This window comes from Paenibacillus sp. Marseille-P2973 (genome assembly GCF_018101095.1).
GTDB lineage: Bacteria > Bacillota > Bacilli > Paenibacillales > Paenibacillaceae > Fontibacillus > Fontibacillus vini.
Genome location: NZ_JAGQEH010000009.1, coordinates 52,673 through 74,055, shown reverse-complemented (window position 1 = coordinate 74,055; position 21,383 = coordinate 52,673). Strand labels below are relative to the sequence as shown.

Here is a 21,383-nt window from a genome sequence, read left to right as displayed (position 1 = left end):
AAAGGCCGCTCCCGGTCAGTACGAACTGACGCGGGAACGGCCTTTTTGCATTCTATAACGATTTCAGATATTCCACGATCGTCAACAGGCCCTTATCGAAGTTTTCCAGATTAAAATGTTCATTCGGGGCGTGCAGGTTTTCGTCCGGCAGGCCGAAGCCCATCATGACGGCCGGAGCCGACAATACGCGGGACAAGGTTTCCACGATCGGAATGGAGCCGCCGTCCTTCGTAAACAGCGCGCGGGTTCCGTACACCTTTTCGTACGCGTCGGCTGCTTTTTGCAGCATCGGATCTGAAGGGTCGCATGTGAAAGCGCGGGCTTTCTCGGTGGCCTTCACTTGAAGAGTTGCACCTTTCTGAAGGTTCTCATGCAGATGCTTTTCGATTTTGTCGATGATGTCCTGCGGATCTTGGTCGCCTACGAGACGGCAGGTAATTTTGGCATGCGCTTCTTTTGGCAGGACCGTTTTGGTACCTTCTCCTTGGAAACCGCCGTAGACGCCGTTTAGTTCAAGAGTCGGACGCGCGCCGGTTCTTTCAACGAAGGAGTAGCCTTCTTCCCCGTAAAGTTCGGTCAAGGCTAGCGTTTGCTTGAGCTGTTCCTCGTCAAACTGCTGCTTCGCGAATTCTTCACGGATTTCCGGCGTCAGTTCGTGAACTCCCTTGTAGAATCCCTCAACTGCAACACGCCCTTGTTCATCATGCAGGGTTGCAAGCAGGGCAACGAGAGCATGCAGCGCGTTTGGTACGCCTCCGCCAAAGGTACCCGAGTGCAAATCGGTATTGGCGGTGTGTATGGATACCTCAAGCGCACAAAGTCCGCGAAGCCCGATGCAGATCGCCGGTTTTCCCGGTGCCAGCAGCGCCGTATCCGAGATCAGGATGACGTCGGCCGCCAATTGCTCCTGGTGGGATTCCAGGAAGGACGGAAGATTCGGGCTGGTCACCTCTTCTTCGCCTTCGATACAAAATTTGATATTAACGGGCAGCTCTTTTTCCTGGGCCAGAATCGCCTCGACGGCTTTGACATGCAGGAACATTTGGCCTTTATCGTCGGTCGCACCGCGAGCGTACAGCTTGTTGTCGCGGATGGACGGCTCGAACGGAGGCGTTTCCCACAAGTTCAGGGGATCGACCGGCTGAACGTCATAGTGGCCGTATACAAGGACGGTTGGTTTACCCGGAGCATGCAGGTGCTCTGCGGTTACGACGGGATGTCCCGCTGTGGGATGCACCTCTACATTATCCATGCCGGCGCGCCGCAGGGATTCGGCGACCCATTCCGCCGCCTTCAATACGTCGGCTTTATGCTCAGACAGGGCGGAAATGCTCGGAATCGTAAGCAGTTCGCCGAGTTCTTTTAAATGCGCATCTTTTTTACTTTGAAAATAGGCTTGATAATCCATGGTTGTCAGTTCCTCCCGAACATATTCTCCCCATCATTTTACACCTTTTCCCCGCATAACACGAATGACAGGTTTGGATTTAGTATGGATACATTAAAATAAAATTAAAAATAGTCCCGGTTTTTTTATAATTCCTTAAGGTAACGGGGACATAATTCTGGTAAAGTCATAAGAGAAGAGAAAGCTGTCTTATTAATGAAGGGAGTCAATCGATCAATGGATGAGAAAGAGAATAAGGATTTAGAATCAATAAAAGAACCGGAGGATCAGCCGGAAGTCTCCAAGAGCGTGGCTGAAGAAGGACAAGCCCCTGTTCAGGATCCGGAGGCATCGGTCCAGGAGGATAGCTTTATTCCTCAAGTCCATGAAGGAGAAGCGATGGCTCTGATATCGGAACAGGATTCCGAGGCAGAGGCGGAGTCGGAAGCGGAGGCGGAAGCGCCACAGTCCGGCGGCGGAGGCAATGGCAATAAAGTATGGCAAATCGTCTCTCTGGTGCTTGCGGTCTTGTTGATCGCAGCCGTAATCATCCCGCTCGTTTCCGGGAAGAAGGTCGAGGCTGTCGCTACCGTCAACGGTGAAGAAATTACCAAGGATCAGCTTTATGACGAAATGTCTGTAGGCGGTGCCAATGAGCAGGCATTGGATAAACTGATCACTATGAAGCTCATCGACCAAGAAGCGAAAAAGCAAAACATTGTCTATCCTGATACCGAGATCGACAAGGAAATCGAAAAATACGTAGAGAATTTCGGCTCCAAAGAGAACCTGGAACAAGCGTTGGCGTCCAGCGCAATGACCATGGAAGATCTGCGCGAAAATATCAGAATGAATGAGCTTTTGACCCAACTGCTTGAGCCGCAGGTGAAGGTCACCGATGAGCAAATCAAGCAAACTTTTGAAGATAACAAAGCTTCTTTCGATACGCCGGAGCAAGTACGGACATCCGTGATTCTTGTACAGACGGAAGACGAAGCGAAAGAAATTATTAAGGAGCTTAAGGACGGCAAGGATTTTGCCGAACTGGCGAAGAGCAAGTCGCTGGATGAAGCCACGAAGGCTAACGGCGGGGATACCGATTTCTTTGCCCGCGGGCAAGTGGAAGAAGCTGTTGAGAATGCGGCCTTCAAACTGGCTAAAGATGAAATCAGCAGCCCTGTGAAAACGGAAGCCGGTTATCAGGTCATCAAACTGACCGACCGTAAAGAAGCCCATACGGCAACGCTGGAAGAGAAGAAGGAAGAGATCCGCAAGGGGCTTGTTTCGCAGCAGGTAGGCCAATTGACTGGAACTTGGATTGAAGAGATCCGCAGCAAGGCTGACATCAAGAATACGCTGACCGACAAAGCGGAGGCTTCGACAACGGATACAAATACAGCAGAATAATGACTGTTATCTGAACTGCAGGACAAGGGGAGCCATTCGGCTCCCTTCTGTTTTATATACGGGGGAGTATGTTTTTTCGTTTGTCTCGTTATGGTTCAGGAGGTACAATTAAGGCTATGAAAAGATAGACAGAGGAAAGCGTATGAGTCGGGAGGAGACCAGAATGGCGGAATGGTTCGAGGAAAGCTTCGGCGAAGATTACTTGCTCGTCTATAAACACCGCGACGTGCAGGGCGCTAAGCGGGAAGTACATAAGATGATGGAATGGCTGGATCTGCCATCGGGAGCTAGAGTATTGGATTTATGCTGCGGCATGGGCCGCCATTCCATGGCTTTGGATGAATCGGGGTATGAAGTGACCGGCGTGGATTTGTCAGAGGTCCTGCTCAGGGAAGCCCGGAAGAACGATCCCGATGGACGGGTAACCTGGCTTCGGGCGGATATGCGGAATTTGCCGCTAGCGGGCGGCTTTGACGCCGTTGTAAATCTGTTCAGCTCCTTCGGATATTTCGAGAAGGACGAAGAGCATCTCAAAGTGTTAAAAGAAATATACCGGGTCCTGAAGCCGGAAGGAAGGTTCATTATCGATTTTCTCAATCCGGATTATACGGCCGCTCATTTGGTTCCCGCGTCGGAGCGGGTGGATGACGGACAGCTTATTAAGGAGACGCGCGCTATCGAAAACGGATTTGTAAAGAAAAGAATTACCATTACGGACATCCGTGACAATGGTACTGAAATGCATAAAGAACCAAGAAATTACTTGGAACGGATCAAGCTGTATAAGAGCGAGGCATTCGCCTCCATGCTCTCCCAGGCCGGTTTGGTTCTGGATTACATTCATGGGGGCTATGACGAGGAGGTTTATAATGCCGCTACGTCGCCCCGGATGATTATGGTTGGGCGGCGATGCGCATGAGCAGGTCCGAAATTGAAGTGTTCGAGCAGGAAGAACTGGTTCGGGTCCGGATTTCTATGGCCCCTCCGCTGCGCTGGGTCAACAGCTATATCCTCCGTGGCGAAGAAGGCGTCACCATCGTGGATCCCGGTCCAAGGACCGATCTTGCCGAATCGGAATGGGTAACCGCTCTGCGTGAATTGGACATTTCTCCCCGAGAGATCGCCTCGATCGTGGTGACCCACCATCATCCGGACCATTACGGGATGGCTGGTTATTTGCAGTTGTTGACCGGAGCCGAGGTGTTCATGTCAAGGCGGGCTCATGAGGAGACGCAGCGGATGTGGGGAACGGATAGCAACGTGAACGACGCGCTATTGCAGCTCTACCGTAAGCACGGGATGCCGAGCTCCTGGTATGAGCAACTGCCGGAACATCTGGAGGGCTTCCTGGCACAGGTTACGCCATCCCCGGAGGTGACTTACTGGGCTGAAGGGGATGCGCTGGTGATGGGCGGCCGGGATTGGGTCGCGGTCGAGAGCGCGGGGCATGCTCCGGGCCATCTGTCGTTTTACGATCCGGAGCGGCGCCTTATGCTCTGCGGAGATGCGGTTCTGCCGCAGATCTCCCCCAATATCAGCTTGCTGCCGGGCAGTGACCCGCAGCCGCTGCAATCGTTCATAAATTCGCTCTCCAAGCTGGGAGCCTACAAGGTGGTTAAGGCATTTCCCGGCCACCGCAACCCGTTCTCGCATTTTACGGAGCGAACGCAGGACCTCTTAATTCATCACGAGGAGCGATTGGATCTGATTCATTCGCTGCTGACCGAACGGGATCAGACCGGCTTTGAGATTTGTACCGCCCTGTTCGGAATGGAGCTGGGTATTCACCAAATGCGCTTTGCTATGTCGGAGGCGCTGGCCCATCTGGTCGAACTGGTGCGTCAGGGGCGGGCGATTGAAATCCCGGGTTCGGATGGAAGCTGCTTTTATAGGAGATCAGGTCCGGCAGGATGATCGGTCAAAATAAATAGCGCCCTGTTTGTAAAGGGCGCCATCTTTCTGGCTGTCCGAGATTACTCGGCGGCCTTTTCGTGTTTTTCCAGCTCACGGCGGATAGAAAATTACAGTTGAATTCGCAGCTGTGCTTTTGCCCTTGGCGGATTAACGAACAATGTCTTTGCCGAGCGTTTCTTCGCCGTGCTCAAGCTCCCGTTCCGTTTGCTTGCGGTGGGCGATCCGGCTGCTTGCCGAGGCGGCTACCGCTCCTACGATGTCATCCAGGAACGTGTTGCATGGACCGAGCGTTTTATCATTCAGCCGTTCCAGAATTCCCGGTTTGAGCTTGTCCACGTATCCATAATTCGTGAAGCCGATGCTGCCGTACACATTGACGATGGAAAAAGCGAGTATTTCGTCGACACCGTATAATCCTTCGTCATTGGAGATCATATCTTGAAGTTCGGGGATCAGCAGTTCCTGTTCGGCGAGAATATCCAATTGAATGCCGGTCAACACGGCGTTTTGCACTTCCCGTTTGCTCAGTACCTGCTCGACATTATGGATGCATTCCTCCATCGTCAGGTTCGGGTAGTATTTTTTCTGAAGCAGCATGACCAGTTCCGCGATCTCTTCGATTTTAACGCCCCGCTTCTGAAGCCAGACTTTCGTAGCATCGGCTACTTTTTTACTGTTCAGGCTGTAAGGCGCTTTCGCTTTTCTTTCTTCTTGTTCCATCTCGTCACCTACTCCTCCCGCTGTTTGAGGTAAACTCGCGTATTTTTAGAAAACATAGCTAAGATGCAGTTTGTCCACCTTGGTGAAAAATATAGTTATTTTTCCAAAAAGGGGCTCGTATACATAGTAATAGAGGTTGTTCAAAAAGTCATCTTTTGGACAATCCCGAGAACATGTTAGGAGGATGTCCGATGATTAGATGGAACCGCCAGTTACGCAATACGGCCGCCGCCGGGATGTTGGCGATCCCGCTTTTGTTGTCAGGCTGCAGTCTGTTCGGAATGGGCTCTTCGGCGCAAATCGATCCGCCTCCGGGCGATGTCGAGGCTCAAATGCTGCAATCGTTGGAGTCCGCGAACGGGACAGGCCGGACAAGCATCGCAACGGAGGAAGCGTTGTCGACCGTCTATCTCAAGAACGAGCAGGGCTGGCTCGCGCCGGTTTCTTTACACCTGCCGAAGGGCGACGCCACGGATAAGCAGATCCGGATGCTGGAGATGCTCGTTGACGGAGGACCTTATCAAGGTACGGTTCCTACCGGATTCAGCGGGGTGCTGCCGGCAGGCACGGAGGTTCAAGCCGTTACGCTGAAAAAGGACGAGAAGCTGGCGATCGTCGAATTCAACAAGTCGTTCGGTACTTACGCCGCTACGGACGAACGCAAGATTCTGGAGGCCGTTACATGGACATTGCTTGGCGATCCGGATATCGAAAACGTCCAGTTGTGGATGGATGGCGCCAAACTGAATGAAATGCCGGTGAACGGAACTCCCCTGGATCGGCCGCTCAACCGTACGCTGGGCATCAATCTGGAGCTGGGTGACGGCATCAGCTTGTCTCAGACCCGGCCGGTGACGGTCTTCTTCTCGGCATCGACGCCGGATGGGGTCCAGTACTTCGTACCGGTAACCCGGTTCGTATCCTCGGAGAAAAACACCGTCACGGGCGCATTGACCGAGTTGATCAAAGGGCCATCCCGCGGAGACGGCCTGGAACGGGTGCTCACGGACAATACGGTGCTGAAAGCGGTGGAGTTATCGGAGGATGGAGTAATTACCGTCTCCATTGAAGACGATATGTTCGAGGCTGGAGAAAAGCCGCCGGCACAAATGCTGCAGTCGCTGGTGCTGACCGTAACCGAGAATGCCCCGGACAAAAAGGTCCGGATTTGGTTGAACGGACAAAAAGACGTGATCGGCATGGACAACCAGAAGTATGGGGAACCGGTGCTTCGCCCGGAAAGCATCAACGAAATTCCGCTGTAAGAAGTCATTTTACAGAACAGGACCTGCTGTAGCGGGTCTTCTTTTTTTGTTCCGGAAGCCCATGATTGGGGGAGGAATGGAATGATGCTTTTATGCCTACACTTTGGTAGAATAGGGAAAGCATAAAGACAGCATGAAACGTAGGAGGCAGTAATGATGAGAATAAACGGGCGTGAGGCGAACGAACGGCGGCCGATGAAATTGACCGTGGACATAAATAAATATGCGGAAGGCTCCGTATACATCGAGGTCGGCGATACCAAAGTTATGTGTACGGCCACGGTGGAAGAGAAAGTTCCGATGTTCATGAAGGGGCAGGGAAAAGGTTGGGTAACCGCAGAGTATTCCATGCTCCCCCGGGCGACCCAAACCCGTAATCAGCGGGAGTCGGCTCGCGGCAAACTTACCGGAAGAACGATGGAAATTCAGCGTCTTATCGGGCGCGCGCTGCGCTCGGTAGTTGATCTGCAGGCGCTTGGCGAGCGTTCTATTACGATCGATTGCGATGTGCTGCAGGCGGATGGAGGCACCCGGACGACGTCGATTACCGGAGCGTTCGTTGCGCTGGCCATTGCCGTGAACAAGCTTGCCCTGAAGCATTCGCTGCCCGTGTTTCCGATCACGGATTATCTTGCCTCAGTCAGTGTTGGCGTGGTGGGTCAACAGATGCTGCTCGACCTGAACTATGAGGAGGATTCCAAGGCTAAGGTCGATATGAATGTCGTGATGACCGGCCAAAGCCAATTCGTCGAGGTTCAAGGAACCGGAGAAGAAAAACCTTTTTCGAGACAGGAGCTGGACGGATTGCTTGCTCTTGCGGAAAAAGGAATTCAGGAAATGATACAGCAGCAGCGTGAAGTCTTGGGACCGATTGCGCTTAAGATCCGGGGCGGCGAAACGGGGGCTAACGTATAATGGCTGACGAGTCAGTAATCATTGTCGCTACCCGTAATCAAGGAAAAGTGCGCGAGTTTGCCCATGCGCTTGAATTTCTCGGCAAACCCGTCAAAAGCATGTACGATTACCCGGAGATTCCGGAGATCGTGGAGGATGGCAAGACTTTTGAAGAGAACGCCCGTAAAAAGGCCAAAACCGCCGGCGATCTGCTGGGCCAGCCCGTGCTTGCAGATGATTCCGGTCTGTGCGTTGATAAGCTGAACGGAGATCCGGGAGTTTACTCCGCCCGTTATGCGGGAGAGGGAGCCTCGGACGAGGACAACAACCTGAAGCTGCTGAGGGAGCTTGAGAAGTTGCAACAGGGAGAAGATACGGAACAGCCGCTGCTGAGCACGGCCCGGTTCGTATGCCATCTCGCCCTGTACGATCCGGCGACGGGAGAATTTACCGATGCCACCGGTACGGTTGAAGGCTGGATTACCTCGGAGCCGGCTGGAGGCGGGGGCTTTGGGTACGACCCATTGTTCTATATGCCGGCCTACGAGAAAACGCTCGCCGAGCTGACACTGGAAGAAAAACAGGCGGTCAGCCACCGCGGCGCGGCGCTGCGGGAACTGGCCGACAAGCTGAATGCATCGGCGCGTGAATAAATTTAAAGAACCTTGGCTTTCCTCTCTTTTTGAGGCTAGCCAAGGTTTTTTTGTGTATTTCAGGTCCGGTTATCGGATCGCCACGCGGTAGGTCTTTAGCCAATGATTGACTTGAGCCAGATATGCGAAAAGCTGCGGACCGGACATCAGCTGGCCGAACCAGGGCAGATGTGTCGATGATTCGGGGGATGCCGCAATCTCGCGGACCCGGGCTGCATCGACAAGCGGAAGAATCGGCGAGGAAGGATCGTCGAGAATGGCGAGCACTTGCCCCCTGACCGCATCAAGATAAGCCGGATTGTGGGTTTTGGGGTAGGGGCTCTTTTTGCGGTACAGAACATCGTCCGGCAGGATACCTTCCAATGCTTTGCGAAGAATGCCTTTCTCACGGTCTCCGGTCGATTTGATCTCCCAAGGCACATTCCAGACGTATTGGACCAGACGATGGTCGCAGAACGGGACACGGACTTCAAGCCCGGCGGCCATGCTCATCCGGTCCTTCCGGTCAAGCAGGGTCGGCATGAATCTGGTGATATTCAAATACGACATCGTTCTCATCCGGGCCTGCTCCGGCGTTTCTCCTTCCAGATGAGGGACCTCGGCCACCGCTTGGCTGTACCTGTCCGCAACATACCGTTCTGGAGCAATCCAGTCACGGATTTCCGGAGACAGCAAACCGGCCCGGAGGTCGGTAGCCACGGACCAGGGAAACGTGCCGGAGCTCAGCAGCTCTTCGCGGTGAAACCAGGGATAGCCGCCAAATACTTCGTCCGCGGCTTCCCCGGAGATGGCCACGGTCGCGCCCTTTTTGATCTCCCGGCAAAAGAGCAGCAGCGAAGCGTCCACATCCGCCATGCCGGGGAGGTCGCGGGCTAGAGTCGAATCCAGCAATGCGCCGATCAGCTCGGGCGTATCGAAGGAGATCCAGTGATGCTCCGTGCCGAGCTCCTCCACCATGCGCTTGATCCAGGGCGCATCGGCTCCCGGCTGATAGCTGTGAGCCTGAAAATATTTATCGTTATCCACGTAATCCACCGAATACGTATGCACCTGCCCCTGACCGGTCCGCCGGTAATAGTCGACGGCCAATGCAGTCAGTGCGCTGGAATCAAGACCTCCGGACAGCAGCGTGCATACCGGAACATCCGATAACAGCTGACGTTCCATAGTGTCCTGCAGCAAGGTTCGGATATTGGCGGCGGTCTCGTCGACGGAATCCGCGTGGGGTTCCGCCTCAAGCTTCCAATAAGCATAGGATCGGAGTCCGGCGCGGCTGAAGATCATAACATGCCCTGGACGCAGCTCGTGCATGTTTCGATAAATCCCATGCCCGGGTGTCCGCGCAGGACCGACAACGAAAATTTCCGCCAATCCTTCTGGTCCGATCACCGCCTCCATCTTGGGATGCTGAAGGATGGACTTCGGCTCCGAGGCAAAGATCAAGGTTTCGTTGATTTCACTGTAAAAGAGCGGCTTGACTCCCAGCCGGTCCCTCGCAAAAAACACATGCTCCCTCGTGCTGTCCCAAACCGCGAATGCAAATATGCCATTCAACCGATAGACGCAATCCGGTCCCCATTCGATATAAGCCTGAAGCAGTACCTCCGTATCGCAATGGGTCCGGAATGTACGGCCCCTTCTGCGAAGTTCATCTTTCAATTCGGGGGCGTTGTAGATTTCTCCGTTATATACAATTGTATATGTCGCCCCCTCCTCCTGAATGATCATGGGCTGGGCCCCGTTCTCGGGATCCATGACGCTCAGGCGGCGGTGTCCGAACGCGCAGGGCCCGGAAATCCAGGTTCCCTGGGCGTCCGGGCCTCTCTTTTCAAGACAGGATGTCATTGACTGCACCAGGTTCGATTCTGTCGTCAAATCTCGATTCCATTCGATAAATCCGGTAATTCCGCACATGCTGGTTTCTCCTCTCTAAGACGGCTTCCGTTCTCTTCGTCGTTCCGGTGAAAAGTAATATCAAATTATGCCTGGCAGAGGCATAAAATGTCTGTCCTTTACGGAAAACTATGAGTAAAAAGGGGATTATTCCCCGGGTTAGGAGGGATGGACGTGGAAAAAAACACTTACTATGTATCGCTTCAGGGGCGTTCTTTACTGGAGGAACAAGGGGCGGCGCCCTATGAATGGGTGATCCGCGCGACACCGGAAGAAGCTGACATGATAAGTCATATGTTGGAGCAAATTGATGAAAAAGAAACGAGCGGCTTTATCGCATACACCTTTCCTTGGCCCGATACGCCGGAGGAAGATGTCAACGCCAACTACCAAAGCAATATTAATGAACTATATCGGCAAATTTACCGGCTTGGAACAGAAGAGACCCGCGAGCAATTGCGCAGCTCACTTGGTTTTGATTCGGATTAACATATTCAGATAATGATGGGGGCCGGAGTAGGAGTAGGAGTAGGGCAGGAGTAGGGTAGGAGCACGAGCACGAAAAGGAATAGAAGAAGGGGGCCGCCACTGCAAATGTATTACATTAAAGATGCTACATTCAGAAGAACTACGGAGTATGACGGGGTCTCCTGCGCGGAAATCCAGGTGAGGCCGGGGGCCGTCGGAGATCCCGATTTGTTTGTGTACATCGCGCGGTCTTCCGGGGGAGGGGGCGGGGACCGGAGCGGTGGCGGAAAAAACGAATACGAGATCATCCGCATGATCCGGAGCGATGCCGATCTCGAAACCGACTGGTATGACAACAGCATGCATCAAGCCACCGCCGTAGTGGCCGAGGAGGATTTCTGCGAATCCGGCTGGCCCGCTCCCGAGATCCAGCGGGAGCAATTCCTGCAGCGACTCCTTGCGCACGACGGCATCGCCTCCCGTTTGCAAGAGGAGCTGGGTCGCAAGGTGTAATAACCTAACCAATACGTGGAGTGGCTTGGGTGGCTCGGAATGCATGGTACGGTGTGGTACTGCATGGCGTGCGTGGCGTGCGTCGCATGGAGGAGTAATCGGCCAGCATAATATAACCATGTCAGTAAGCTTAGTTACTTGGCAGGCAGAACGGAAAGGAAATGTCTAACGGACATCAGAGACCTTAAACTCGGGAAAAAGGGTGGTTTTGCAATCTAACGGACATCAGAGACCTTAATTGGCTTAAAAAGTAACTTGGCATGGAAAATTCCCGATAATAGCGTCTCCTGTGTCCGTTAGAAATCAAAATGGACCAAATCAGCCGACTTAAGGTCCACCATGTCCGTTAAATCTTCTACTATACGATCGCATCCAAGAGCCGATCTATCTAGCTGCGTGTTACCTCACATTAACTAACTTAAACTATTACGTGGCTGGGTTGGTAAACCGTGGTTTTGAGTACTGTGGCATAGTGGGGTGTGTAAGAGTAATCGGCCAGCATGTGTGACCATTTCAGCAATCTTAGTTACTTGGCCAGGCAGAACGGACCGGAAATGTCTAACGGACATCAGAGACCTTAAACTCGGGAAAAAGGGTGGTTTTGCAATCTAACGGACATCAGAGACCTTAATTGGCTTAAAAAGTAACTTGGCATGGAAAATTCTCGGTAATAGCGTCTCCTGTGTCCGTTAGAAATCAAAATGGACCAAATCAGCCGACTTAAGGTCCGCCATGTCCGTTAAATCTCCTACCATTGATCGCATCTGAATTCTGATCGCATTTGAATTCCAAACGCCATTTAGCCATATATGCCAGGACACAGTGTTAAACACTAACCAGTTCGCCGCTTACTTCCAGACGATGTTAAAAATCGTCAAAATAATCCTCTTTGAAAAAACCAAAGGATGCGTTATAATAATTAACGCATCCTTTTTTTACATACTATATGTCCCAGTAGCTCAGCTGGATAGAGCAACGGCCTTCTAAGCCGTCGGTCGGGGGTTCGAATCCCTCCTGGGACGTAGTCAAGAGCCGGTTCATTGCGAACCGGCTTTTTTCGTCCCTGGGGATAAGAACCCCTACAAGGGGTTCGTCGGAGCGAGGCCAACCGTGCACCACGGAAACGGCTGAGCGGAGTCTCGCGCCGAAGCGCGAGTACACCTCCTGGGACGTAGTCAAGAGCCGGTTCATTGCGAACCGGCTTTTTTCGTCCCTGGGGGTGAGAACCCCTACAAGGGGTTCGTCGTAGCAAGGCCAACCGTGCACCACGGAAACGGCTGAGCGGAGTCTCGCGCCGAAGCGCGAGTACACCTCCTGGGACGTAGTCAAGAGCCGGTTCATTGCGAACCGGCTTTTTTCGTCCCTAGGAATAAGAACCCCTACAAGGGGTTCGTCGTAGCGAGACCAACCGTGCACCACGGAAAAGGCCGAGCGGAGTCTCGCGCCGGAGCGCGAGTATCCTCCTCCGTCGTACCAGCTATTTAATCGCGACGAGCAGCGCTCCGGCCGCGATCAGGACGACGCCGGCTGCAGCGGTCCAGGAAAGTTTCTCGCCGAGGAACACGAAGGCCAGGATCACGGCGATGACTACGCTCAGTTTGTCGATCGGGCCGACCTGGGATACTTTTCCGTACTTCAGCGCGAGAAAATAAAACAGCCAGGATAATGCGCCGGCGATACCGCTCAAGAAGATAAACGAGAGGGCCTTTTTCTGCGCCATGATGTCCGCCAGCTGCGTAAACTTGCCCTGCACAGCAACTACACCAAGCAGGAATAGGGCCATAATGACGGCCCGGATTGCCGTGGCGGCGTTAGCATCGATGTGCTGCAATCCGATTTTACCGAAAATCGCTACCAGTGCGGCGGACACGGCGGATAATAACGCATAAATTAGCCAAAGCGGCATTTGGTTAAACAACTCCTTTCGAGATATAAATAAAGAAAAACCCTTTGGAATCCAAAGGGTTGATGTTATGTAATATGGAGCGGGTGAAGGGAATCGAACCCTCGCCTCAAGCTTGGGAAGCTGGCGTTCTACCATTGAACTACACCCGCATAAGCGACTTAAATATTATATCATACGGAGTAAAAAGATCAAGTATTCCGTTCTCCGTCCGAATTCGTCAATCGCCCACTACATGACTACGATTCGCCTTGCGGCAGCTAATGCCCGCAATTCGACATTAATTTTTTCCTTCTCCTCTACGGTCAGTTGCAAGGATAAGCCATAGTGAAACAACTCGGCCCCATGAGGGTTCTGCCAGCGAATTTCTCCGGGAAAAGTGTAGCTCTCTTCACTCAGTTGAAAATGGACCGCGGCACCGATCGAATGCTCGGCGGCATGAAGATTAAGGCCGGTCTGAATCCGGCAGCCAGACTTGCTGATATCAATCAGTTCAGCTTCGGCCAGTTTGCTGTTGACCGGTTTGAGATCGATGGATTTAATCTCGATCCAACAAGTCATCGGCGGGTTGATCGTATAACGAAACGGTTCGTTTCTGCGGGAATTCATGTCTGGTTATTGAACCTCCAAAAGGCAAGATATTCCGATTATACGCGAAAAGAGGGGATTTGGACATGAATCTATCGCCCCATTTAATGAACAAAAAGTCAAAAAGCGTGGCCGAAGGAAATTTCTCCTTAAGTCACGCCTTTTTATATTATTTCGTGGCCATACCGTTCATGATCAGTGTGATCGTATGACGAATCTCCTGTTCCTCATCCCAAGGTGCTTCCGGCACCACCAGAAAATGGGTAACAAACAAACCGATCATGGCCGTCGAGGCAAAACGAAGCAAGGCAGGGGTAGGCAGGTCGACGACCTCTCCCTTAGCTTTGAAATGTTCAATAATTTCCATGAAGCGCTTGAATACCCTGGTTCCGATATGCTGCTTGAATTCTTTCTGGAGCATGGGCTGGAACGGAATTTCCTGCAGCATAATTTTGATGATTTTGAGGTGCTTACGGGCAAAATTCATCCGATTGACCGCCACAGCGTACAGGAAGTCCTCCAGCGTAGGGTAGTCGGTCTCCAGCACCTCTTTAAATTCGTTCAAGACAAAGGGGGCAAGCAGCTTGCTCATCATGGGGGAAACGATGGAAATCAGAAGCTCCTTTTTCGTCTTGTAATGCCGGAAAATCGTTCCCTCAGCCACTCCCGCTTTCTGGGCGATTTCACTGGTGGAGGAAGAGGCGTATCCTTTCTCGGCAAATACCTCCACGGCGGCTTGCACGATTCTGAGCTGCTTTTCGGTCATTTTTTCGTCGCTCATTTTAACGATTTCCTGGATCCACTGATCGACGGGCTCCACGGGTTCCTGCTGCGGCATAACTTGATTCCTCCTGCAAATGACTATTGTTACCTCATATTAACATAAGGGGGAGGGATCTATTCAAATCTTGCGGTGTTTGCGCAAGGCGAGCACATTCAGCAGCATGAACACAAGCGAGAAACCGATCAGAACGAATATGTTCCCTGCAATCGTATCCCATCCCTTGCCCCGAATCATTACCTCACTGAGCGCCTCGGTCCCGTAGGTTAGCGGCATAACAATTTTTAGCTGCTGCAGCCATTCCGGAAGAGTTTCCAACGGGAAAAGACCCGATAAGAAGAGCTGAGGAACAATAATGAGCGGAATAAACTGAATCATCTGAAGCTCGTTGTTGGCAAACGCAGACAGCAATGTCCCGAGGGTTAAAGCGGTCATCGACAAAAGCAGTGTCAGCAGCAAGACGAAGGCAAAGGAACCGGCCATGAGGATCCCGAGCACTTGGATACAGAACCATGAGATCAGGAGTGCCTGAAATACCGTGAAGATGCCGAAGCCGCCGACATATCCGACCACCAGCTCCCAGCGCTTGATCGGTGTCGAGAGGAGTCTCTCTAGTGTTCCGGTTGTACGTTCGCGCAGGAAGGACACCCCGGCGATAAGAAAGACGAAGAAGAATACGAAAAATCCGATCAAGATCGGTCCGAACTGGTCGATGCTCGTCATATCTTCCGATCCATGAAGATAGGAAACATTCATCTTATCTGCCGCTCCGTTCACATCCGGCTGAAGCTCTCTTGACACCTTTTGCAAAAGCATTAGTACGGATTTGTTTACAGTCGGTTCGCTTCCTTCCAGCTTAACGTCCAGCCCGTTTCCTGACTGGGTGATTATCGCATCTATCTTTCGTTCGTCGAGTGCCTGATCTGTTCTCTCCTTGTCCTCATAAGTAAAAATCGTGGCTCCCTGTTTTTCCAGGCTTGTGACTAAAGGGGCGGGGATCTGGACGATACCCAGGTTCGGTTCATAATCTTTCCCGTTAAATACCAGGTGCATTAAGGTCAATACTACGAGTGGAGCAATGAAAATGAGGGCCAGCGTCCTTTTATCACGGCGAAATTGACGAAGAATGCGTAACATGATTGCCCAGATTTTCATGACTCTCCACCTCCGTAATAAATAAATGCTTCTTCGATTGTTTGTTTGCCGGCCTGCGAGATGAGGGCGGACGGTGTATCGGCAGCGAGAAGAGCGCCGTTTCGGATCATGCCGAGGCGGTCGCATTTCTCCGCTTCGTCCATTACATGCGTAGTCATGAGAATCGTGGTGCCTTTGGCATTCAAGGCCTTTAACTCGCTCCAGATCGACTGCCGCAGCAGAGGATCGATGCCGACGGTCGGCTCGTCGAGGACGAGCAGCGGAGGCTCATGCAGCAAAGCGATCGCCAGCGACAATCTTCGTTTCATACCTCCTGAATATTGATCCACTCTTTTGTGCAAATCATCGCCAAGGGCGACGATCTCCATGACTTCTCTGATCCTGATTTTGCGCCGAGGACCTTTCATTCCGTAAAGAGCCGCAAAAAACTCGAGATTCTCGAGAGCGCTTAGCTCGGTGTAAAGCGCATCGGATTGCGCCATATATCCGATTTGACGAAGCATGCTCAGCTTGGGCATGACCGTCCCGAATATGCGGACCTCGCCGGAACTGACGGTATCAATCCCTGTCAGCAGCTTGACTAGCGTGGTTTTACCGGACCCCGAAGGGCCCAGCAAACCGAACGTCTCGGCCGGCCGGACTTCGAGCGAAATATCATTCAAAACCATTTTCTTTCCGAAACGTTTACCGACATGGGTCGCTTGAATAACTGATTCATTATGAGACATTTAGCAGCCTCCTAAGTTGTGTTCATAAAAATGAGTGAGTACTCACTATTAATATATGCTTAAGCACGCTAAATGTAAATGAAAGAGATGATTTTTTTAAATATTTTACAAAGTATTACAATCCCGGAGAATTGAATTAACAATTCTGTACGACAATCAAGGCATAGCACAATATACCTATTCATCACCCCACAAAGTAACATAAATTCTCGACTGCAGATCTCGTACTTTGCGGGACCCGGACACAAAATCATAAAAAAAGGGTGAACCGAATGAAAAACAGTAAAATGCTCGGTATGGTTCTAACAACTGCTCTATTGGCCTCAGCCACGGCAGTCGGTACCGCGGGAGCCGCCGTCAGTACAAAAGCCGGGAATGCGGGGACCAAAGCAACAGCTGCCCAAAGCAAAACGGCAACCGTTAAACTTACCGTCGATGGTACTCAAGTCTCCGTTAAAGCAGTGACATCCGGGAAAACAACGCTTTACTCGCTACGGGATCTGGCAAACGCTTTGGGCGCCGATATCAAGCTTAGCGGAGGCAGTTTGGTTATCAAGGATGCATCCCAACAGTACGAATTAAGCCTTAAAATCGGCTCCAAGGATTACAGTGTAAACGGAGAAACCGGGCAATTCGGAACGGCCCCGCAACAAATTGGCGGAACGGTTTACGTCGAACTGTCGTCTGTAGTTGAAGCGTTGGGCGGAGAACTGCTGCCTTCGAAGGGACTTCTTAGTGTAGGCCGCTTGTCCGGACAATTTGATCTGCCGTTTTTTGATGCCGCAGGGAACGTGATTGCCGCGAAAGAGGATGGAGAAGTGCCGCAATTGATCAAGCTGGATTCGGGTGGCCGATATGAAGTCTTTTCTTCAAATGAAAATGCGGTCGGAGCGGTAGTATCCCCGGATGGATCCCAGGCTGCCTTTACGAGTGAGAGCGGCGGACTTTATTTGCTGAATACGGTTAGCGGGCTGGTGAAGCAGCTCGGTAAAGATACTTCGGTTAAGACGGACCTGTTCTGGTCCAAGGACGGGAAGAGCATTTATTTTATCCAAGGGGACAAACAGGAGAAGATTGCATACATAAGCGTGGATACAGGCAAAGTGACCGAGGTGCTGGCGGATAAAGTGGAGAACAAATCCGGCGTACAGGTTAGTGAAGATGGAAAAAAAGTGATCTATTTCGTACAAGTGACGGGAAAAGCTGAAACGGATAAAGAAGGCACGGAGGAGTCGCTTAAAATCGACTATTCCAACGCCGGTACTCAAGTGTTCTCGCTGGACCTTGCCACCAAAGATTCCAAGCCTCGTCAGTTGACCAAGGATAGTTACAATAAGCTGTACCTTTCCCTGCTGGCGGACGGCAGAGCCGTTTACGTAAGCGCAGATCCGGATGGCGTGATTCAGAACAGCTTGCTGAAGGTCGTTTCTGCGGACGGAAATAACGTAACGGATTTGGCGGCTGATTTGGATGTCGTCTCGGCTGTGGTGTCGGGAGGCAAACTATTCGTGCTGGCAGCGTCGGACAACGGCAGTAAGGTATATGAAGTAGCTTCATCGGGCGCTAAAACCGAACTGTACAGTACGGATAAAGATGTCAGCGAATTGACGGTTTCCAAAACTGGGGCCATCGCGTTGATTGCCGAAGGCAAAGTTGTGTTGGTACAGGATGGCAAAGGAACGGAATTAACCAAATAGACCGAAATCGGGAGGAGAATCATCCATGAAATTATTTAAAAAATTATCATTGTTCACAGTAGCGTCTGCTTTATTATTGTCGTCTGCGATCGCGGGTACGGCCGGAGCCAAAGACACTTTGAAAGGTAAAATCACCATCAATGGTTCGACAGCATTACTGCCGCTCACTTTGCAGGCGGGAAAGGAATTCCAAAAACTCCATCCGAAGGTTAAAATCTCTGCCAGCGGGAAAGGTTCCGTTACCGGCCCGCAGGCCGTAAAGAAAGGAATCGCCGATATCGGAGCATGCGACTGGGATGCCAGCGTTGATGTGCCTGGATTTAAAGCATTCGACGGCCAAGTGGCCAATAAGGTCGCCGTTATTCCGTTTGCCACGATCGTAAACAAAAGCGTAAAAGTCGACAACTTGACCACCGAGCAGCTTAAGGGCATCTATTCCGGCAAAATTACGAATTGGAAGGACGTTGGCGGAGAAGATGAGGACATTGTGGTAATCACCCGTTCCTTCGGTTCCGGCACGCGCGTCAATTACCAGGCCAAAGCGCTGGGCGGCGGCGACATCGTGAAAAAAGAAAAGAACTACAAGGAAGTCGGATCCAGCGGTGACATGAAGACAGCTGTGGCAACGACTCCGAATTCGATCGGTTACATCGACCTTACGTACATCAGCGGCAGCGACATTAAAGCTGTGAAACATGACGGCGTTGCGGCGACTACCGAAAACGTCATTAACGGCAAATACAAAATCTGGTCCTACGGTTACTACATGACCAAGGGTGAGCCAACCGGGGCGACCAAAGCGTTTATCGAATACGTGCAAAGCAAAAAATTCCAAGAAAGCTCTCTGAAAAAGCTCAAATTCATTCCGATCTCCGCCATGAAATAATCTTGTTATCGTAACCCGGCCAGCCCTGAACTTCGGGGCTGGCCGCTGTATGGGAGGAAACTATCGTGAGCATGCCAGTTCATCAAGCCGGCAACCTGGAGGGCGCAGACTCGGCTCCTATGCCCAATCGCCGTAGGACCAGACGGTTTAACAAGGCGTTTTTTTTAAACAAGCTTTTTAAAAATTACTTTTTGTTCAGCATTTTGACTCTTTGTGCCGTTCTGGCACTGGTTATCTTCTTTATAGGAAGAACAGCGATTCTTGTGTTCGGGGACGTTTCTCCGGCCGAGTTCTTCTTCTCGCTGGACTGGACGCCGGAAGAGGGGCGATTCGGAGCCGCTCTGTTTATTTTAAATACGCTGTCTTTAACTTTGCTGACTTTGATTATGGCTGTTCCCATTTCCGTTGGGCTTGCAATTCTTATGGCGGAGATTGCGCCGAAATGGATGAAAAAGGCCATCCGGCCCGTTCTGGATCTGCTCGTGGGCATCCCCTCGATCGTCTACGGTTATCTCGGATTAACCGTCCTGCTTCCATTCCTGCGTGAACTGAGCGGCGAAGGATTAGGGGACGGCTTGTTGGCGGCCGCCATCGTGCTGACGATCATGATTTTGCCGACGATCAGCCGAATTAGCGACGATGCGATCGGAGCCGTCCCGAAAAAATACCGAGAGGCCGCCTATGCGCTTGGTTCAACCCGTCTTCAGGTCATTTTCAGGGTTGTCTTGCCGGCGGCCGGCCGGGGGATCGTGGCCGCGGTGATTCTCGGGATGACTCGGGCCATCGGGGAAACCATGGCCGTAGTTATGGTGATCGGAAATACGCCCCAGTTGGCTAAGACATTATTTACGCCCTCATCAGTACTGACGAGCAATATCGTGATGCAAATCTCGAACGTCGAGTTTGATTCGGCATGGAATTACGCTCTGCATATGATGGCTTTCCTGCTGCTCCTCATTTCCTTCGCGCTCATTCTGGTTATCCGATACCTTGGAAGAAAGGGAGGGGCTGAATCATGAACCGGTTTAGCGCATCAAGAAAACAGATTCGCGCTCTGCGATTGGACCGGATCGCAACGGCTTGTTTTTACGGGCTCGGCGCGCTGGTACTGCTCCTGATTTTTTGGCTCTTGTTCACGATTTTGGGGAAGGGATTACCGGGAATTACTCTGTCTTTCCTGACCAAGCTCCCCGAAGAAATCGATCCTGGCGGCGGTATCGGCCCCATGCTGTTCAATTCCTTCTACGTGCTGATCTTGTCGTTGATCATTTCTATCCCGATCGGGGTAGGGGCCGGCATTTATATGGCCGAATATGCACCGAAGAATCGGTTTACGGAAGTGCTTCGCATCTGCGTCGAGTCGCTGTCCTCCGTTCCGTCCATCGTCTTCGGCCTATTGGGCTTAGCGATCTTCGCCGAGCTGCTCGGCATCGGTCTGACGATTCTGGGCGGCGCGGTAAGCCTTGCTTTTCTTAATCTGCCGATGCTGGCACGGGTAACGGAGGAAGCCGTCCGGGCGGTTCCGGACGATCTTCGTAACGCTTCGTATGCGCTCGGCGCGACGAAGTTCGAGGTGATCCGATCCGTCGTTCTGCCTGTGGCGATGGATGGTATTGTCACCGGCATCTGTCTTGTGGCCGGGCGGGCTTTTGGGGAATCGGCTGTCATTATTTTGACAGCAGGCCTTAGTACATCCGGTGAGATGTGGGACTTCAATTTATTCTCGCCGGGCGAGACGTTGGCGGTCCACCTTTGGTATGTCAACTCCGAGGCGATCGTGGAGGATGCCCGTCAGATTGCGGATAAGTCCGCAGCGGTGCTGGTTTTCGTGGTGCTGCTGATCAATCTGTTATTCCGCGTGCCGCTTTGGTTTAACAACCGGAAGTTAAAACGCTAAAAAAAATCGCTGTATTCGCAAGTGGCGGGGGATGGTTACCCTCTCTTGCAATACAGCGGTTTTTATTTGTTCAGGGTTGTGAGACTTATGGGATCTGTGGGACCACAATGATACTTTCCGGCATGTTATTCTGCTTTTTGCAACTGCTGGCGGATGTCTTCTTCCAATGCTTCCGGCTCGGTGCGGGCACTGTACTGTTTGATGATATTGCCTTGACGGTCGATGAGGAATTTGACGAAGTTCCACTCGATATCGCCTGTACGGTAAGGCTCAGGGGTGTTTTCTACCAAATAGTTGTATAACGGATGAGCGTTTTCGCCCTTCACGTCGATTTTGCTGAACATCGGGAAGGTTACCTGATAGTTCAAGTCGCAGAAGTTTTTAATCTCTTCCTCAGTCCCGGGTTCCTGCCCGGCGAACTGATTGCAGGGAAAACCGAGCACGGTGAAGCCCTGATCCTTATAAGTGCTGTATAGGTGCTGCAGCCCTTTGTAATGCGGGGTCAGTCCGCAGGCGCTGGCCGTGTTGACAATCAGCAGAACCTGACCTTTGTACGGCTCGAGCGTGGTTTCTTTTCCGTCGATGGTATTTACTTGGAAATTATATATCGATTGACTCATTCTATCGCCTCCAT

General features: G+C 51.8%; 21 protein-coding genes and 2 tRNA genes. 13 read left to right on the top strand and 10 right to left on the bottom strand.

Going from position 1 to position 21,383, the window contains the following annotated elements; translation table 11 throughout:
* Nucleotides 1-52: 52 nt before the first annotated feature.
* Nucleotides 53-1,408: a dipeptidase gene (locus tag KB559_RS17445; RefSeq protein WP_211023323.1), complete on the bottom strand. Its 1,356-nt coding sequence runs from the start codon at nucleotides 1,406-1,408 to the stop codon at nucleotides 53-55.
* A 216-nt stretch (nucleotides 1,409-1,624) separates the two neighbouring features.
* On the opposite strand from KB559_RS17445, the gene KB559_RS17440 reads away from it, so the two are divergent.
* From KB559_RS17440 to KB559_RS17430, 3 genes are all read left to right on the top strand, one after another.
* Nucleotides 1,625-2,794 carry a peptidylprolyl isomerase gene (locus KB559_RS17440; protein WP_211023321.1) on the top strand — a complete coding sequence of 390 codons (1,170 nt, stop codon included), beginning with the start codon at nucleotides 1,625-1,627 and terminating at the stop codon, nucleotides 2,792-2,794.
* A 163-nt stretch (nucleotides 2,795-2,957) separates the two neighbouring features.
* Entirely contained in the window at nucleotides 2,958-3,713 is a 756-nt protein-coding gene (locus KB559_RS17435) for a methyltransferase domain-containing protein (protein ID WP_211023319.1), read from the top strand.
* The gene (locus KB559_RS17430) at nucleotides 3,710-4,708 is read left to right on the top strand and encodes an MBL fold metallo-hydrolase (RefSeq protein WP_211023317.1); all 999 of its coding nucleotides are present in this window, start codon (nucleotides 3,710-3,712) and stop codon (nucleotides 4,706-4,708) included. The genes KB559_RS17435 and KB559_RS17430 overlap by 4 nt, the downstream gene beginning before the upstream one ends.
* 147 nt (nucleotides 4,709-4,855) lie before the next feature.
* Here KB559_RS17430 and KB559_RS17425 read toward each other — a convergent pair whose 3' ends face one another.
* Nucleotides 4,856-5,428 (bottom strand): phosphatidylglycerophosphatase A family protein, encoded by a 573-nt coding sequence (locus tag KB559_RS17425; RefSeq protein WP_211023315.1) that lies wholly within the window; start codon nucleotides 5,426-5,428, stop codon nucleotides 4,856-4,858.
* A 191-nt stretch (nucleotides 5,429-5,619) separates the two neighbouring features.
* Here KB559_RS17425 and KB559_RS17420 point away from each other — a divergent pair, with 191 nt between their 5' ends.
* The 3 genes from KB559_RS17420 to KB559_RS17410 all read left to right on the top strand — a co-directional run bounded on the left by KB559_RS17420 (nucleotide 5,620) and on the right by KB559_RS17410 (nucleotide 8,240).
* Complete coding sequence (locus KB559_RS17420; protein ID WP_211023313.1) at nucleotides 5,620-6,693, top strand: GerMN domain-containing protein; 1,074 nt, start codon at nucleotides 5,620-5,622, stop codon at nucleotides 6,691-6,693.
* Between the two features lie 153 nt (nucleotides 6,694-6,846).
* Complete coding sequence (gene rph, locus KB559_RS17415) at nucleotides 6,847-7,608, top strand: ribonuclease PH (RefSeq protein WP_280520397.1); 762 nt, start codon at nucleotides 6,847-6,849, stop codon at nucleotides 7,606-7,608.
* Nucleotides 7,608-8,240: an XTP/dITP diphosphatase gene (locus KB559_RS17410; RefSeq protein ID WP_211023309.1), complete on the top strand. Its 633-nt coding sequence runs from the start codon at nucleotides 7,608-7,610 to the stop codon at nucleotides 8,238-8,240. Before rph ends, KB559_RS17410 begins: the two co-directional genes overlap by 1 nt.
* A gap of 69 nt (nucleotides 8,241-8,309) precedes the next feature.
* Here the strand turns inward: KB559_RS17410 and asnB are convergent, their stop codons facing one another.
* On the bottom strand, nucleotides 8,310-10,154 hold the full coding sequence (gene asnB / locus KB559_RS17405; protein ID WP_211023307.1) for an asparagine synthase (glutamine-hydrolyzing): 1,845 nt from the start codon (nucleotides 10,152-10,154) through the stop codon (nucleotides 8,310-8,312).
* A 153-nt stretch (nucleotides 10,155-10,307) separates the two neighbouring features.
* On the opposite strand from asnB, the gene KB559_RS17400 reads away from it, so the two are divergent.
* From KB559_RS17400 to KB559_RS17390, 3 genes are all read left to right on the top strand, one after another.
* Nucleotides 10,308-10,622 (top strand): hypothetical protein, encoded by a 315-nt coding sequence (locus KB559_RS17400; RefSeq protein ID WP_211023305.1) that lies wholly within the window; start codon nucleotides 10,308-10,310, stop codon nucleotides 10,620-10,622.
* Nucleotides 10,623-10,727: 105 nt separating this feature from the next.
* A complete protein-coding gene (locus KB559_RS17395; RefSeq protein WP_211023304.1) occupies nucleotides 10,728-11,114 on the top strand; it encodes a hypothetical protein in 387 nt (128 codons plus the stop codon).
* A gap of 948 nt (nucleotides 11,115-12,062) precedes the next feature.
* A tRNA-Arg gene (locus tag KB559_RS17390) sits at nucleotides 12,063-12,136 on the top strand.
* A gap of 455 nt (nucleotides 12,137-12,591) precedes the next feature.
* Here the strand turns inward: KB559_RS17390 and KB559_RS17385 are convergent.
* The 6 genes from KB559_RS17385 to KB559_RS17360 all read right to left on the bottom strand — a co-directional run bounded on the left by KB559_RS17385 (nucleotide 12,592) and on the right by KB559_RS17360 (nucleotide 16,269).
* The gene (locus tag KB559_RS17385) at nucleotides 12,592-13,020 is read right to left on the bottom strand and encodes an EamA family transporter (RefSeq protein WP_211023302.1); all 429 of its coding nucleotides are present in this window, start codon (nucleotides 13,018-13,020) and stop codon (nucleotides 12,592-12,594) included.
* Nucleotides 13,021-13,095: 75 nt separating this feature from the next.
* Nucleotides 13,096-13,169: transfer RNA gene (locus KB559_RS17380), tRNA-Gly, on the bottom strand.
* Between the two features lie 79 nt (nucleotides 13,170-13,248).
* Nucleotides 13,249-13,626 carry a PilZ domain-containing protein gene (locus tag KB559_RS17375; protein WP_211023301.1) on the bottom strand — a complete coding sequence of 126 codons (378 nt, stop codon included), beginning with the start codon at nucleotides 13,624-13,626 and terminating at the stop codon, nucleotides 13,249-13,251.
* 148 nt (nucleotides 13,627-13,774) lie between these two features.
* Entirely contained in the window at nucleotides 13,775-14,443 is a 669-nt protein-coding gene (locus KB559_RS17370; protein WP_211023299.1) for a TetR/AcrR family transcriptional regulator, read from the bottom strand.
* Between the two features lie 63 nt (nucleotides 14,444-14,506).
* On the bottom strand, nucleotides 14,507-15,541 hold the full coding sequence (locus tag KB559_RS17365; RefSeq protein ID WP_211023297.1) for an ABC transporter permease: 1,035 nt from the start codon (nucleotides 15,539-15,541) through the stop codon (nucleotides 14,507-14,509).
* Nucleotides 15,538-16,269, bottom strand: coding sequence for an ABC transporter ATP-binding protein (locus KB559_RS17360; protein ID WP_211023295.1), 732 nt, complete (start codon nucleotides 16,267-16,269; stop codon nucleotides 15,538-15,540). Before KB559_RS17360 ends, KB559_RS17365 begins: the two co-directional genes overlap by 4 nt.
* A gap of 272 nt (nucleotides 16,270-16,541) precedes the next feature.
* On the opposite strand from KB559_RS17360, the gene KB559_RS17355 reads away from it, so the two are divergent.
* The 4 genes from KB559_RS17355 (at nucleotide 16,542) to pstA (ending at nucleotide 20,749) form a co-directional block, all read left to right on the top strand.
* Complete coding sequence (locus KB559_RS17355) at nucleotides 16,542-17,966, top strand: stalk domain-containing protein (RefSeq protein WP_211023293.1); 1,425 nt, start codon at nucleotides 16,542-16,544, stop codon at nucleotides 17,964-17,966.
* Nucleotides 17,967-17,991: 25 nt separating this feature from the next.
* Nucleotides 17,992-18,852 carry a phosphate ABC transporter substrate-binding protein gene (locus KB559_RS17350; protein ID WP_211023291.1) on the top strand — a complete coding sequence of 287 codons (861 nt, stop codon included), beginning with the start codon at nucleotides 17,992-17,994 and terminating at the stop codon, nucleotides 18,850-18,852.
* A gap of 119 nt (nucleotides 18,853-18,971) precedes the next feature.
* Nucleotides 18,972-19,871 (top strand): phosphate ABC transporter permease subunit PstC, encoded by a 900-nt coding sequence (gene pstC / locus KB559_RS17345; protein WP_244861646.1) that lies wholly within the window; start codon nucleotides 18,972-18,974, stop codon nucleotides 19,869-19,871.
* A complete protein-coding gene (pstA, locus tag KB559_RS17340; RefSeq protein WP_211023289.1) occupies nucleotides 19,868-20,749 on the top strand; it encodes a phosphate ABC transporter permease PstA in 882 nt (293 codons plus the stop codon). The genes pstC and pstA overlap by 4 nt, the downstream gene beginning before the upstream one ends.
* Nucleotides 20,750-20,874: 125 nt before the next feature.
* Here the strand turns inward: pstA and KB559_RS17335 are convergent, their stop codons facing one another.
* A complete protein-coding gene (locus tag KB559_RS17335; protein WP_211023287.1) occupies nucleotides 20,875-21,369 on the bottom strand; it encodes a glutathione peroxidase in 495 nt (164 codons plus the stop codon).
* Between the last annotated feature and the right edge of the window lie 14 nt (nucleotides 21,370-21,383).